Here is a 13789-nt window from a genome sequence, read left to right as displayed (position 1 = left end):
GAGAGGCTCGGCTACAAGGTGGAACTGCGGAAGGCCGCCTGAAGAGCGCGACCCCGGCTCCGTAGTTTCTATTCAGGGAGCCGCTGCGCCGAACCTGCCCCGACACCAGTGTCTGGCGGCGACCGAAGGATCTACTCACCCTGGAGCGAGGCCGGCTTTCGCGCACTTTCCCCTGGCCACCAGACACGCGGAGTAGATTCTCCGGTCGCGTCCAGCCTCCGGTGCGGACGCGAGCCAGGCGCGGACGCTCCCCTCGGAATGACAGACGTGGGCGCGTGGACGCGCATCATCTCACTCGTCCCCTGAATTTCCATCGAACCATACCGACACCTCCTCCAGCGGCTTGCGGCGGAGGTCGGGCACGGCGGCGTCGGGGGCCGGGTAGCCGACGGGCATCAGCAGGAAGGGCTTCTCGTTCTCGGGGCGGCCGAGGAGCTTCGAGAGGAAGCCCATCGGCGACGGGGTGTGGGTGAGCGTCGCCAGGCCCATGTGGTGCACGGCGGCGATGAACAGCCCCGCCGCGATGCCGCAGCTCTCCGTCGTGTAGTAGTGCGTGCGGCGCTTGCCGTCCGGCCGCAGCCCCCACGCCTGCCGGAAGAGCACCACCACGTACGGCGCGTCGGTGATGTGCGACTTCTCGAAGTCGGTGCCGAGCGGCGCCAGCGCCTCGATCCACTCCGGCGGCATCCGCCCGCCGTAGTTCCTGCGCTCCTCGTCTTCCGCCGCCTCGCGGATCCGCCGCTTCAAATCGGAATCGGACACCACCACGAACGTCCACGGCTGCTGGTGCGCGCCCGAGGGCGCCGTGCTCGCGGTGCGCACCGCCAGCTCCACCAGCTCGCGCGGGACCGGCTCGTCGGAGAAGGCGCGCGCCGAGCGCCGCCGCTCCATCTCCGCGTGGAAGCCGCAGGCGCGGCGCAGCATCTCCTCCGGCGCCAGGCGGGCGAAGCCGAGCGGGCGGAACGGGTGCTCGCCGGGAGGCATCGGGCGCGGTCGCCGCCTCGGCCGCCTACGGCGCCGGGGCCGGGGCCGTGGCCCCCGGCGGGCGGCGCTCCAGCGTGAGCCCCTGCACCGGGACGCCGCCGCCGAAGACGCGCCCCGACTCGTCGAGGGTGAGCTGGACCTCCACGTTGGAGATCTGGATGCGCGCCTGGTTCCCCTCGAGGATGACGGTGGCGGTGGCCGGCTGGCCGCCTCCGCTGGCCGCCCATATCGGCACCTGCACCGGGCTGCCGCCGATCGCACGCGCCCGCCGGACGATCTGCTCCAGCAGGGAGGGGCTGGGGTTCACGAAGGGGATGGACCCGGCCGGGATCTGGCGGCGCGCGCTGAGCGGAGGCCCCTGGCCCGCCTGCTCCAGGAACACGCTGTCGCCCATGAAGACGGCCTCCGAGGTCCGCGCCGCCACGGTGTCGGCGCGCCGGAACTCCTCCACCCGGATGCGCGTGACCGTGGCGTCGGTCGCCAGGTCCGCGGTGATGGCGGCGCGGTTGCCGGCGGGGCCGGTCAGCACCGTCTCCAGCCGCTCGGGCGTGCGGGTGAAGCTCTCGGTGAAAACGTCGGTGCCGCCCTGGACGAGCGCGAAGACGCCGCGGTCCGGCGCCGCCGCGGCCGCGCGCGGGGCCGGCGCGGGGGCGGTCGTGGTCTCCGTCGCCGGAGGGGTGCAGGCGGCCAGCAGCAGGAGCGCGGCGAGCGCGGACGATCCTCTCATCGGGGTCTCCGTTGTCCGGAACGAGGCGTAAGCGGATGCGCCTCCGCCCGCCGCAAGGAGCGCACCGGGGACCGAAAGTGCGAAGTGCTGTCTTTGCGATCATGGCCGGAGAATCGTAGGGGCGAGGCATGCCTCGACCGGCGGATGCCGACTCGTGCGCGGCAGGCGGCCTCTCGCGCCGATGCCGCCTGTGCTCGGACTCGCAGGCTCGCCCCTACGAAACGACGAGCGAGACCGGACGCGGTCGAAGCCTCACCCGCGCAAACCCTGCCCACGCCGCTGGCGCGGGTAGGCGGGGCGGCGTAGATTCCGCGCCCTCTTTCCCCGGCCCGCGCGCCGGGATCGCGTCTTCACCCGGGTGCGCATTCAGGGGGATGGAGCGGCTCACGCGCGCGCGACTCGAGGAGATCCTGGACCGTGCCGGCGGCCTGCGCGTGGCGGTGGTCGGCGACGTGATGCTCGACGTGTACCTGGTGGGCGGCGTGTCGCGCATCTCGCCCGAGGCGCCGGTGCCGGTGGTGCACGTGGCCGAGGAGCGCTTCGCGCTGGGCGGCGCCGCCAACGTGGCCGCCAACGTGGCCGCGCTGGGCGCCGCCTGCCGGCTGGTGGGGTGCGTGGGCGCCGACGACGCCGGCCGCCGCGTCCGCGAGGCGCTCGCCGCGCTGGACGGCGGCAGGGTGCACGCGCGCCTGGTGGAGCGCGGCGACCGGCCGACCACGACCAAGACGCGCGTGGTCGCCAGGCACCAGCAGGTGGTGCGCTTCGACCGCGAGCGCGAGGACGACGTGGACGAAGACTGCGCGGCCGAGCTGTCGGCGCACGTGCGCGCCGCCGTGGCCGACGCCGACGCGCTGGTGCTGGAGGACTACGACAAGGGCGTCCTGGCGCCGCCGGTGATCCGCGCCGCGCTGGACGCAGCGCGCGAGGCCGGCATCCCCAGCGTGGTGGACCCGAAGTTCCGCCACTTCCTGGAGTACGGCGGCGCCACGGTCTTCAAGCCCAACGCGCTGGAACTGGGCGCCGCGCTGGGCGGCCCCGTCCGCGCGCGCGACGACGAGTGGCTGGAGCACGCCCGGCGGACCGTGGGCGCGCGGCACCTGCTGCTGACGCTGGGCGAGGAGGGGATGGCGCTGTGCTCCGACGGCGCGCCCACCCTGCGCATCCCGGCCGTAGCGCGCGAGGTGTTCGACGTGAGCGGCGCGGGCGACACGGTGACGGCGTTCGTGGCCGTGGCGCTGGCCGCCGGAGCGACCATCGAGGAAGCCGCCCTCCTGGCGAACCTCGCCGCCGGCATCGAGGTCGGCAAGCCCGGCGTCGCCGTGGTCACCCCCGACGAGCTGCGCGCCGAGCTGCCGGAGGGCCGCCGGGCGGGGGAATAGGGGACAGGGAACAGGGGGATAGTGCCCAGTCCCCAGTGCCCAGGAACAACGGCTGATGGCCGGGGACCGCCGCGGAGGCTGACGCACTTCGCACCTCGCACTTCGCACTTCGCACCTGAACTGAGATGCCGAACCTCCAGACCGTCCACACCGACGAAGCGCCCGCGGCCATCGGCCCGTACAGCCAAGCCGTGGTGGCGAACGGCTTCGTGTTCACCGCGGGCCAGGTGGCCTTCCACCCGTCGAGCATGCAGATCGTGGAGGGCGACGTGGCCGCGCAGACCGAGCGGGTGATGGAGAACCTGCAGGCGATCCTGCGCGCCGCCGGCTCCGACCTCTCGGCGGTGGTGAAGACCACGGTGTTCCTGCGCGACATGAACGACTTCGCCGCGATGAACGAGGTGTACGGGCGCTGGTTCGGCGAGCACAAGCCGGCCCGCTCCACCGTGCAGGCGGCGCGGCTCCCGCGCGACGTCGCCGTCGAGATCGAGGCGATCGCGGTGCTGCTCGAGCAGAATTCGTGAACCGATAGTCCTTAGTGTTTTAGTCCTTAGTGCTTAGTGAACCGCGTCGCGCCACCAGGCTGAGGCCCGGTCACTAAAACACTAAGGACTAAGGACTAAGCACTTCGCACTTCGCACTTCGCACTTCGCACTTCGCACTCTCACGGGACGTACATCCGCGCATGATCAACCCGCACATCTTCCGGCAGTACGACATCCGCGGCGTGGTGGGCACCGACCTGACGCCCGAGGTGGCCGAGGGAGTCGGCCGCGCCTTCGCCTCCTTCGCGCGCCGGCGGCTGGGGAAGGACCGGCCCTCGCTGGTGCTGGGGCGCGACAACCGCACGAGCTCCGAGTCGCTCGCCGACGGCATCCGGCGCGGGATGACGGCCGCCGGCGCCGAGGTCACCGACGTGGGCCTGGTCCCCACGCCCGCGCACTCCTTCGCCGTGTCGCACTGGGGGCACGACGGCGGCCTGCAGGTCACCGGCTCGCACAACCCGCCGCAGTACAACGGCTTCAAGATGACGCTGGCCGGCGGCCCCATCTACGGGGGGCTCATCCAGGAGATGCGCCGCATGATCGACGCGGCCGACTTCGAGTCCGGCTCGGGCGCCGTCGTCGACCGCCAGGTGCTCGACGAGTACGTGGACTTCGTCTCGTCCAAGTTCACCATCCGGCGGCCGATGAAGGTGGTGGTCGACTGCGGCAACGGGACGGGCTCCGTGGTCGCCGTGCGGCTGCTGGAGGCGCTGGGGGAGAATGTCGACGTGATCCCCCTCTTCTGCGAGAGCGATCCGACGTTCCCGAATCACCATCCCGATCCCGTCGTCGACAAGAACCTCGTCGACATCATCGCGAAGGTGAAGGAGACCGGGGCCGACCTGGGCGTGGCCTTCGACGGCGACGCCGACCGCATCGGCGCCGTGGACGACCGCGGCGAGATCGTGCGCGGCGACACGCTCCTCCTCCTCTACGGGCTGGACCTGCTGGAGCGGCGCGGGGCGGGGCAGAAGGTGATCTTCGACGTGAAGTGCTCGCAGCAGCTCCCCGAGGTGCTGGAGAAGGCCGGCGGCGTGCCGGTGATGAACGCCACCGGCCACTCGCTGATCAAGAAGCGGATGAAGGAGGAGCACGCGCTCCTGGCCGGCGAGCTGTCGGGCCACATCATGTTCGGCGACGACTACTACGGCTTCGACGACGCGCTCTACGGCGCCTGCCTGCTGATCGACATCGTCGCGCGCCGCGAGGGCGGGCTGGCGGCGTGGATCGACCAGTTCCCGAAGTTCGTCTCCACCGCGGAGCTGCGCTACCCGGCCAGCGAGGAGACCAAGTTCGAGATCGTGCAGCGCGCCGTGGAGCACTTCCGCCAGGGCCACGAGGTGATCGACGTCGACGGCGCGCGCGTGCTCTTCGGCGACGGCTGGGGGCTCGTCCGCGCGTCGAACACCGAGCCCGTGCTGGTGGCCCGCTACGAGGCGCGCACCGCCGAGCGGCTCCGCGAGATCCGCGACTCCATGGAGGGGTGGCTCCGCACGGAAGGCATCGGCGCCGCGAGTGTCGGGCACTGACGGGGGCCGGCTTCGGCCCAAAGGCGGGTAAACCCGCGGCAACAACGGCGAGAAGCCTGCCTGCGCAGGCTGGTTTGGCGCGGGGCCGGCCTCCGGCGCGGAAGGCCGGGCCCGCGGGTGTTTCGTAGGGGCGAGCATGCGAGTCCGAGCGGGGGCGGCATCGGCGCAAGAGGCCGCCTGCGGCGCCTGAGCTGGCATCCTCCGGTCGAGGCATGCCTCGACCCTACGAGCGTTCCACCAGGATCATGACAGATCGTTAGCACAACGTCCGCACAGACGATCGCCGACCCGTCATGCGAGCCATCCCCTTCTCCGTTCTCTTCCTCTCGCTCCTGGCCGCCTGCGCCGACCCGCCGGAGTGGCGCAACGACCGCTTCCAGGTCACGGGCGAGTTCCGCGCGGACGGCACGTGCACGGTCGCGGTCGACGGCAGGCCGGTCCTGGGCGACACCGTGCGCGGGCTCGCGAAGGTAAGGTGGGACACGGCGTCTGGCGGGCGCAACATCGGCTGGCACGAGTGGACGATCTGGTGCCAGCACGAGCGCTACAACGACATCTCGCTCCTCATAACCGCGAAGCACCCCCGGCACCGGCCGCTCACCCCGGCCACCTACCCCATGCTCGCGAGCGACGGCGAGCCGGCCGGGCCGCCCTTCATCGGCGCCACGCTCTGGGAGCCGGAGACCGGGAGCCAGGGGCGGCGCGGCGCGCACCTCGACGCCTACGACGGCGCCCTGAAGGTCGACCGCGTGGAAGACACCCTGCTCGTCGGCACCTTCCGCTTCGTCGCCCGCCGCATCGGCAACCCGCCGTTCCAGTGAGGCGCGCGCGGGCCCCGGCTTCCTCTCTCCCTCGATCCTCCCCGACGATGCCGACCTCCTCCAATCCCCTGAACGTCGCAGTGTCGGTCGTTATCATCTGGTTCGGCGTGCTGGCGCTGGCGCTGGGCGCCGCGGGCGCCTTCGCCGACAGCGAGATCTGGTGGGTGTTCGCGCTCCTGGGCCTCTCGGGGGTGCTGATGGTCTACGGCGGCGTCACGGGGATCGCCCGCTGGCGGCGGGCCGTGCGCGCCGAGGCGGAGAACACCCGCGCCATGCTGGGCGCCGTGAGCGCGGTGCCCGGCGACACCACCGGCCTGCCCGCCCCAGTGCTGGCGCACTGGACGTACGAGCCCGGCGAGTGGACGGCGTACGCGGCGCGCGAGGTCGCCTTCCGCCGCCGCGAGGCCGCGTGGGTGGGCCTGGGCGTCGTGGCGCTCGGCACGCTGCTCCTGGGGTGGACGGAAGGGGACTGGGCGCTGGCCTTCGGCGTGTCGCTGGTGATCGGCGCGGCGATCGGCGTCGGGCGCTGGCTGGTGGCCCGCTCCGCGCACCGGTCGAACCTGGCCGCCCCGCGCGGCGACGTGATCATCTCCCCCAACGCCATCCTGATGAACGGGCGCTACCACGTGCTGCAGGACGAGAACTTCACCTTCGGCGGCGTGCGCTACCTGGAAGACGAGCGCCCGCCGATCCTGGAGTTCACGGTCACCTGGCCCACGCGCTCCGGCCGGACCAACGAGCAGTACCGCGTCCCCGTCCCCCGCGGCCGCGAGGACGAGGCGCGCGCCCTGGCGGCCGCCTTCGAGCACGAACGGCTGCTCGCGCACGCGCCGAAATCCGTCTAGCGGGGAGCGGCCGTGTCCCGGGGGTGGAGCCTGCTCGCGGTCGTCGCGGCGCTGGTGTTGTTCTGGTGCGGCGTCGTCGCCGCGTTCCTGGGCGTGTGGGAGCTGGTCGACACGCAGCCGCCGGGGATGAGCGGCGGGCAGATCGCGGCCACCTTCGCCGTGGCCGCGGCGTTCTTCGCGCCCGCCGTGTGGATCTACCGCCGCCTGAAGCGGGACTACGAGCGGGAGGACGAGGAGCGGCACGCCGCCGTCCGCGCCCGGCGCCTGGCCGCGGGGCTCCCGGCCGAGCCGCCGCCGCCCGGCCCGCCGGAGGTGCTGGCGCGCTGGACGCTCGCCCCCGACGAGTGGGCGGCGTACGCGGCGCGCGAGCTGCGCCTGGAGAAGCGGCACGCGCTGGAGCTCGGCGCGGCGTTCCTGGTCTTCGCGACGCTCGGCTCGAAGTTCTGGGGCGCGGGCTGGCTCCTGGCCCTCGCCATCGGCGCCGCCGTCGGCGCGCTGGTGGGGGGCCTCGCCTGGTGGACGGCGCACGCGGACTATCGCGCCGACGCGTCGGTTCCTGCGGGCGAGGTGGTGCTCACGCGCGAGTCGGTGATGATCAATGGCCGTGAGCACGTGCTGAACGACGAGCGCGTCTGGCTGGCGGGCGTGCGCTACCTGGAAGACGAAAGCCCGCCGGTGCTGCGGCTCACCCTGCGCCAGTGGACGCGCCGCGGCCCCAGCCGCGACGAGGTGATGGTCGACGACTACCTGCGCGTCCCCGTCCCCCGCGGCAGGGAGGACGAAGCGCGCCTCCTGGCCGGCGAGCTCCGCCGCCTCCGCGGTGGAGACGACGAGGTGGACGACGACCTCGCCTGACGAGCTCGACCCGCCTGGTGCCCGTCGTGCGCAACGCCGAAGTCCCTCCCCTGAAGTTCGGGGGAGAGACAGGCGCGTCAGGCGCCAGGGCGGGGGCTCCCCGCGGCCGCGCCGAAGCCGGCCCAACCGGCTGCGAGCCCCCCGGCGCGCCCCTTGCCTTCCGACCGGGACGTAAGGCGCAGCACGGCCGTAAGCAGTTCCGTCTCCGCAGCTTGCTCCCGGGTGGGGGGCCGGCTATCATGTCGCCCTTGTTTTCAGGGGGTCCGTGCCGGAAGAGCGAACCATCGTGGTGGCGCTGGGCGGCAACGCGCTGGCGCAGCCGGGCGAAGAAGGGACCATCACCCAGCAGTTCCGCCACACGCGCGAGTCGCTGGGCGCCGTGGTGGAGCTGGCCCGCGAGGGGTGGCGCATCGCCATCGTGCACGGCAACGGGCCGCAGGTGGGCAACGCGCTGATCCGCAATGAGCTGGCGCGCGACGTGGTCCCCCCGCTCCCGCTGGGGGTGCTGGTGGCCGCCACCGAGGGGTGGATCGGCTACATGATCCAGCAGTCGCTGCAGAACGCGCTGGAGCGGGCCGGCGTGAAGCGGCAGGTGGTGACGCTGGTCACCCAGGTGCGGGTGGACGAGCACGACCCCGAGCTGGAGCGGCCCACCAAGCCGATCGGCCGCACCATGGACGAGGAGACCGCCCGCGCCCTGGCCGCCGAGATGGGCGGCGACGTGGTGGAGGTGAAGGGCGGCTGGCGGCGCGTGGTCGCGAGCCCGATCCCGCTGGAGATCGTGGAGCGGCCGATGATCCGCTCGCTGGTGGCCGAGGGGCACCTGGTGATCGCGGCGGGCGGCGGCGGCTGCCCCGTCTACGTGCACTCCCGGTGGGGGCTGGAGGGGATCGACGCGGTGGTCGACAAGGACCGCGCCGCCGCCATCCTGGCCCGCGACATCGGCGCCGACGTGCTGGTGATCCTCACCGACGTCGACCGCGTCTACCTGGACTACGGGAAGCAGACGCAGCGCCCGCTCGACCGGCTCACGGTGGACGAGGCCGGCGAGCTGCTGCGCACGGGCCAGCTCGGCGAAGGGAGCATGGCGCCCAAGGTGGAGGCCGCCGCCGGCTTCGTGCGCGCCGGGGGCGGGCGCGCCGTCATCGCGCGGCTGGACCAGGGGCGCGAGGCGGTGGCGGGGGAGGCGGGGACGGAAATCGTCAGTGCCTAGTGCCCAGTGCCAGGTGCCCAGGAACGGCGGCGTTGTTGCCGTTCCTGGGTACTGGGGACTGGGCACTGGGAACTTTCATCTTTCAACGCGGACGCAACCACGCGTGAACATCCACGAATACCAGGCCAAAGAGCTGCTCGTCGCCGCCGGGATCCCGGTCCCGATGGGCGAAGTGGCCACCACGCCCGAAGAGGCCGAGACGATCGCCCGGCGCTTCGGCGGCACGGTCGTCATCAAGGCGCAGGTGCACGCGGGCGGCCGCGGCAAGGCCGGCGGCGTCAAGCTGGCGAAGACCCCCGAGGAGACCCGCGAGAAGGCCGGGCAGATCCTGGGGATGCAGATCAAGGGGCTCACCGTCAACAAGGTGCTGATCGCCCCCGCGGAAGACATCGCCAGCGAGGCCTACGTCGGCCTCATCATGGACCGCGCGAGCAAGGCGCCGGTGTGGATGGTCTCGGCCGCCGGCGGCATCGACATCGAGGAGGTGGCCGCCACCGAGCCCGAGAAGATCCACAAGCTCGCCGTCGACCCCCGCTACGGCTTCCTCCCGCACCAGGCCTACCTCCTGGCGACCCGGCTGTACACGGACGCGAAGCAGCAGCGCGCCGCGGCCAAGATCCTCCAGCAGCTCTACCAGGCGTTCGTGGACGCGGGCGCCTCCCTCGCCGAGATCAACCCGCTCATCACCACCCCCGCGGGGGACGTCAAGGCGATCGACGCCAAGTTCAACATCGACGACAACGAGCTCTTCCGGAAGCCGGAGATCGAGGCGCTGCGCGACGAGAGCTCCGAGAACGCGGCCGAGGTGCTGGCGCGCGAGGCGGGGCTCACCTTCATCAAGCTGGACGGCGACGTGGGGTGCGTGGTCAACGGCGCCGGGCTCGCGATGGCCACCATGGACCTGGTGAAGTTCTACGGCGGCGAGCCCGCCAACTTCCTGGACATCGGCGGCTCGTCGAACCCCGAGAAGGTGGTGAACGCGCTCAAGATCATCACCTCCGACCCCAACGTGAAGGTGATCCTCTTCAACATCTTCGGCGGCATCACCCGCACCGACGACGTGGCCAACGGGATCGTGACCGCCACCCGGCAGATCGACATCGGCGTGCCGATCGTGATCCGGCTCACCGGCACCAACGAGGAGATCGCGGTGAAGATCCTGGAGGAGGCCGGCTTCAGCGCCATGACCGACATGGACGAGGCGGTGCAGAGGGCCGTGGAGCTCGCCCACCGGGGAGGTGAGTCGTGAGCATCTTCATCGACCAGTCCACCCGCCTGGTGGTGCAGGGGATCACCGGCCGCGACGGCAGCTTCCACGCGAAGCAGATGATGGAGTACGGCACCCAGGTGGTGGCCGGCGTCACCCCGGGGAAGGGCGGGCAGACGTTCGAGGGGAGCGTGCCGATCTTCAACACCGTCGCGGAGGCGGTGCAGGCGACGGGCGCCAACACCTCGGTGATCTACGTGCCCCCCGCCTTCGCGGCCGACGCCATGTTCGAGGCGGCCGACGCGGGGGTCGACTTCATCGTGGCCATCACCGAGGGCGTCCCCGTGCTCGACATGACGCGGGTGCGCCCCTACGTGCTGGAGAAGGGCGCGCGGCTGCTGGGCCCCAACTGCCCCGGGCTCCTCTCGCCGGGGAAGAGCAAGGTGGGGATCATCCCCGGCCACATCACCGAGCCCGGCCCCGTGGGCCTGGTCTCGCGCTCGGGGACGCTCACCTACGAGGTGGTCTTCAAGCTCAAGCAGGCGGGGATCGGCACCACTACGTGCGTGGGGATCGGCGGCGACCCGATCAACGGCACCAACTTCATCGACTGCCTGGCCGCGTTCGAGGCCGACCCCGAGACGAAGGCTGTCGTGATGATCGGCGAGATCGGCGGCACCGACGAGCAGGACGCCGCGCGCTACGTGAAGGAGAACCTCGGCAAGCCGGTGGTGGGCTTCATCGCCGGGCAGACGGCGCCGCCGGGGCGCCGGATGGGGCACGCCGGCGCCATCATCTCCGGCTCGGCGGGGACGGCGGAGGAGAAGATGCAGGCCTTCCGCGACAACGGGATCGGCGTGGCCCGGCGCCCGCTGGACGTGGTGGGGCTCATCCAGGAGGCCCTCTGAGCGAGGGCGGCCCGCCACGGGGGCGCGAGCTGCGCCTGGCGGAGGTCCTCCGCCCGGAGCACGTGGTCGCCCCGCTCCCCGCGGAGACCGTGCACGCCGCGGTCTCCGCGCTCGCCCAGCGGCTGATCGACACCGGCGCGGTGGCCCACCCCGAGCGGCTGGCGCGGCTCTTCACCGAGAGCCGGGTGCGCGACCTGATCCACGTGGGCGACCGGGTGCTGCTGCCGCACCTGCGCACCGACGCGGTGGCGGACCTGGTGGTGGCGGTGGGGATCGCCGCCGCGCCGCTGCTGACGGCGCCGGACGACGTGGAGGGGATGGCGCAGGTGGTGGTGCTGGTGCTGGCCCCGCCCTCGGCCGCGGGGCTGTACCTGCAGACGGTGGCCGCGCTCGCCCGCCTGCTGCGCGACGACCGGGTGGTGGACCGGCTGGTGGCGGCGCGCGCCCCCGAGGCGGTGCTGGAGATCCCGGCCGTGCGCGAGATCACCATCCAGCCGCGGCTCACCGTGCGCGACGTGATGACGCAGCGGGTCTACCGCGTGGGCCCGGACGCGACGGTGAAGGAGGTGCTGGACCTGGTGGCCGAGCACAGGCTGCGCGCGGTGCCCGTGGTGGACGAGGAGCGGGTGGTGCTGGGGATGGTGACCGACCGCGACCTGCTGCGCTACCTCCTTCCCGGCGTGCAGAAGGGCGGCGAGAGTCCCGGGGGCCTCGGCGAGACGCGGGTGCGCGAGGTGATGAGCCGCTCGGTGATCTGCGTGTCGGAGGACCAGGCGCTGGCCGAGGTCACCTCGATCATGGTGAGCAAGGACCTGGAGCGCCTCCCGGTGGTCTCCGAGGGGAAGCTCACCGGCTTCCTGACGCGGGGGGACATCCTGCGCAAGCTGTTCGCGTTTCCGTAGGTAGTCCTAAGTCCTTAGTCCTTAGTGTTTTAGTGAACGGCGGTCGAACTTGGCACTTAGCACTAAGGACTAAGGACTAAGGACTAACTCACTCAACCCCTAGCCCGAACGATATCCCGAATGTCTCGCACGCTGGCCATCATCAAGCCCGACGCCGTGCAGAACGGCCACGCGGGGAAGATCATCGCCCACATCCAGGACGCGGGCTTCCGCATCCTGGGGATGAAGCTCCTGCAGATCGGCATGCCGCAGGCGCAGAGGTTCTACGAGGTGCACGCGCAGCGCCCGTTCTACGGCGAGCTGACCGAGTTCATGTCCAGCGGCCCCAGCGTGGTGCTGGCGCTGGAGGCGGAGGGCGCCGTGCAGAAGTGGCGCGACACCATCGGCGCCACCGACCCGGCCGAGGCCGCCGAGGGCACCGTCCGCAAGCTCTACGCGGAGAGCAAGGGCCGCAACGCCGTCCACGGCTCCGACAGCGACGAGAACGCGGCCATCGAGATCGCCTTCTTCTTCAGCGGCCTCGAGCTGGTGGGCTGAGCCCGCTTCCCGGTGTTCGACGCGGCGGCCCCTCTTCCGAGCCTCGGAGGAGGGGCCGTGTTTCGCCTTCGCGTGCTGGATCGTGCGCCCGGGTCTTTACCGCGCCTGACCCTGCCACGGGCAGCCCCGCCGGCTGCAAACGAGCCGGAACCCGTCGAGGGCGCCGGCTCTTCCGTATCTCTCCTGCCGCAGCACCGAATCGCCGCACACCGGGCACGCCGTACCCGTGCGCTCCCCGTGCTTCGGCTGACGGATCCCGGATGACGTCGGCTTCATGTCGCGCTCCCTGTCGTGCGTCGAGTGGAGAGGTCCGCCCGCAGCTTCGCGAACGCGGCCTCGGCGGTGGGGCCGATGGCGAAGTGCACGGCTCCCGGGCACGCGGCCAGCTCGCGGCCCGTGGCGTTCTGCGCCGGCCTGGCCTCGGTGTGCCAGGCGATCCACGTTCCGCCCGCGCCCACCGTGTAGGTGATGTATCCGTCCATGATCCGTGTTCCTGGGGAGAAAAGGGTGGTCGGGGCGGGGCAGGCTCCGCCGCCCCTCCGGTCGGCGTCAGCAGGGCGCCAGCAGCACGTTCGATGCGGCCGCGAAGAACGGCGCCGCCGGGGGGGCGAGGCGGATCTGCACGAGGCAGCTGCCGTTGCCGGTCTTCCCCTGGACCGAGACCACCGTCCCCTCCCCGCCCGCGCAGTAGACTGTTTCGCCCACCCTGGGCGTGCGCACACTGCCGCGGACCCACCCCGGCCGGTCCTCGTCGCTCACCTGGAAGTCGCCGGGGCGCAGCCGCTCGGGGGTGTTCATCATCATCGTCATCAGCTTCTCCTGGCGCGGCTGGCGCACGCGCAGGCACCGCACGAGCAGAGCACGTCGGCGCAGACGCGGCAGAGGCTCCCCGCGAAGTCGTCCAGCGGGATCTTGCACGCATCCTGCTTGGCCATGCGCACCTCCCGGGGAGAAACGAGAAGCCCGCGGCTCTCGTCAGCGGATAGACGAGAGCCGCGGGCTTATCGCAGGCGGGGGACCCACTGGTCCCGGCCGCGATCTGACCCTGCATACCCTGGCCCCTGCAGACCGTTCCAGCCCGCCGAGGGCGCCGTCCGCAAGCTGTACGCGGAGAGCAAGGGCCGCAACGCCGTCCACGGCTCCGACAGCGACGAGAACACCGCCATCGAGATCGCCTTCTTCTCCAGCGGCCTCGAGCTGGTGGGCTGATACCGGATCCGGAAAAACATCAGGCCTCACGCAGAGTCAGCAGAGTCAACAGAGCGGTTTCTCTGCTGACTCTGCCGACTCTGCGTGAAAAAAGTCTTTTGCCGGGCTCGGTATGAGCCGCTCGTACG

The 13789-nt window shown here is 71.8% G+C and carries 17 protein-coding genes; 12 read left to right on the top strand and 5 right to left on the bottom strand.

Going from position 1 to position 13789, the window contains the following annotated elements; genetic code table 11:
* Positions 1 to 291: 291 nt before the first annotated feature.
* Positions 292 to 984 carry a nitroreductase family protein gene (locus tag VF746_17240; GenBank protein HEX8694170.1) on the bottom strand — a complete coding sequence of 231 codons (693 nt, stop codon included), beginning with the start codon at positions 982 to 984 and terminating at the stop codon, positions 292 to 294.
* Between the two features lie 25 nt (positions 985 to 1009).
* Entirely contained in the window at positions 1010 to 1711 is a 702-nt protein-coding gene (locus tag VF746_17235; protein ID HEX8694169.1) for a hypothetical protein, read from the bottom strand.
* A gap of 374 nt (positions 1712 to 2085) precedes the next feature.
* Between VF746_17235 and rfaE1 the strand changes: the two genes are divergently transcribed.
* From rfaE1 to ndk, 11 genes are all read left to right on the top strand, one after another.
* Complete coding sequence (gene rfaE1 / locus VF746_17230; GenBank protein ID HEX8694168.1) at positions 2086 to 3090, top strand: D-glycero-beta-D-manno-heptose-7-phosphate kinase; 1005 nt, start codon at positions 2086 to 2088, stop codon at positions 3088 to 3090.
* A 125-nt stretch (positions 3091 to 3215) separates the two neighbouring features.
* Entirely contained in the window at positions 3216 to 3614 is a 399-nt protein-coding gene (locus tag VF746_17225) for a RidA family protein (GenBank protein ID HEX8694167.1), read from the top strand.
* Positions 3615 to 3775: 161 nt separating this feature from the next.
* The gene (locus tag VF746_17220; protein ID HEX8694166.1) at positions 3776 to 5164 is read left to right on the top strand and encodes a phosphomannomutase/phosphoglucomutase; all 1389 of its coding nucleotides are present in this window, start codon (positions 3776 to 3778) and stop codon (positions 5162 to 5164) included.
* 293 nt (positions 5165 to 5457) lie between these two features.
* Entirely contained in the window at positions 5458 to 5985 is a 528-nt protein-coding gene (locus VF746_17215; GenBank protein HEX8694165.1) for a hypothetical protein, read from the top strand.
* An 80-nt stretch (positions 5986 to 6065) separates the two neighbouring features.
* On the top strand, positions 6066 to 6830 hold the full coding sequence (locus VF746_17210) for a hypothetical protein (GenBank protein HEX8694164.1): 765 nt from the start codon (positions 6066 to 6068) through the stop codon (positions 6828 to 6830).
* A 12-nt stretch (positions 6831 to 6842) separates the two neighbouring features.
* On the top strand, positions 6843 to 7685 hold the full coding sequence (locus tag VF746_17205) for a hypothetical protein (GenBank protein ID HEX8694163.1): 843 nt from the start codon (positions 6843 to 6845) through the stop codon (positions 7683 to 7685).
* Between the two features lie 265 nt (positions 7686 to 7950).
* Positions 7951 to 8898, top strand: coding sequence for a carbamate kinase (locus VF746_17200; GenBank protein HEX8694162.1), 948 nt, complete (start codon positions 7951 to 7953; stop codon positions 8896 to 8898).
* Positions 8899 to 9001: 103 nt separating this feature from the next.
* Positions 9002 to 10147: an ADP-forming succinate--CoA ligase subunit beta gene (gene sucC / locus VF746_17195; protein ID HEX8694161.1), complete on the top strand. Its 1146-nt coding sequence runs from the start codon at positions 9002 to 9004 to the stop codon at positions 10145 to 10147.
* Positions 10144 to 11013 carry a succinate--CoA ligase subunit alpha gene (sucD, locus tag VF746_17190; GenBank protein ID HEX8694160.1) on the top strand — a complete coding sequence of 290 codons (870 nt, stop codon included), beginning with the start codon at positions 10144 to 10146 and terminating at the stop codon, positions 11011 to 11013. Before sucC ends, sucD begins: the two co-directional genes overlap by 4 nt.
* Positions 11010 to 11915, top strand: a complete 906-nt coding sequence (locus VF746_17185; protein HEX8694159.1) for a CBS domain-containing protein — start codon at positions 11010 to 11012, stop codon at positions 11913 to 11915. Before sucD ends, VF746_17185 begins: the two co-directional genes overlap by 4 nt.
* A gap of 120 nt (positions 11916 to 12035) precedes the next feature.
* Entirely contained in the window at positions 12036 to 12452 is a 417-nt protein-coding gene (gene ndk, locus VF746_17180) for a nucleoside-diphosphate kinase (protein HEX8694158.1), read from the top strand.
* A 272-nt stretch (positions 12453 to 12724) separates the two neighbouring features.
* Here the strand turns inward: ndk and VF746_17175 are convergent, their stop codons facing one another.
* The 3 genes from VF746_17175 to VF746_17165 form a co-directional block, all read right to left on the bottom strand.
* Positions 12725 to 12934, bottom strand: coding sequence for a hypothetical protein (locus VF746_17175; GenBank protein ID HEX8694157.1), 210 nt, complete (start codon positions 12932 to 12934; stop codon positions 12725 to 12727).
* 67 nt (positions 12935 to 13001) lie between these two features.
* Positions 13002 to 13262, bottom strand: a complete 261-nt coding sequence (locus tag VF746_17170; protein HEX8694156.1) for a hypothetical protein — start codon at positions 13260 to 13262, stop codon at positions 13002 to 13004.
* On the bottom strand, positions 13262 to 13387 hold the full coding sequence (locus VF746_17165; protein ID HEX8694155.1) for a hypothetical protein: 126 nt from the start codon (positions 13385 to 13387) through the stop codon (positions 13262 to 13264). Before VF746_17165 ends, VF746_17170 begins: the two co-directional genes overlap by 1 nt.
* Here VF746_17165 and VF746_17160 point away from each other — a divergent pair.
* Positions 13386 to 13661, top strand: a complete 276-nt coding sequence (locus tag VF746_17160) for a nucleoside-diphosphate kinase (GenBank protein ID HEX8694154.1) — start codon at positions 13386 to 13388, stop codon at positions 13659 to 13661. The genes VF746_17165 and VF746_17160 overlap by 2 nt on opposite strands.
* Positions 13662 to 13789: the final 128 nt, after the last annotated feature.

Origin of the sequence: Longimicrobium sp. (assembly GCA_036389795.1) — a bacterium.
In the GTDB taxonomy this organism is placed as follows: domain Bacteria; phylum Gemmatimonadota; class Gemmatimonadetes; order Longimicrobiales; family Longimicrobiaceae; genus Longimicrobium.
Note: the sequence above shows the minus strand (reverse complement) of the source record. Positions and strands in the feature narration are given on the sequence as shown.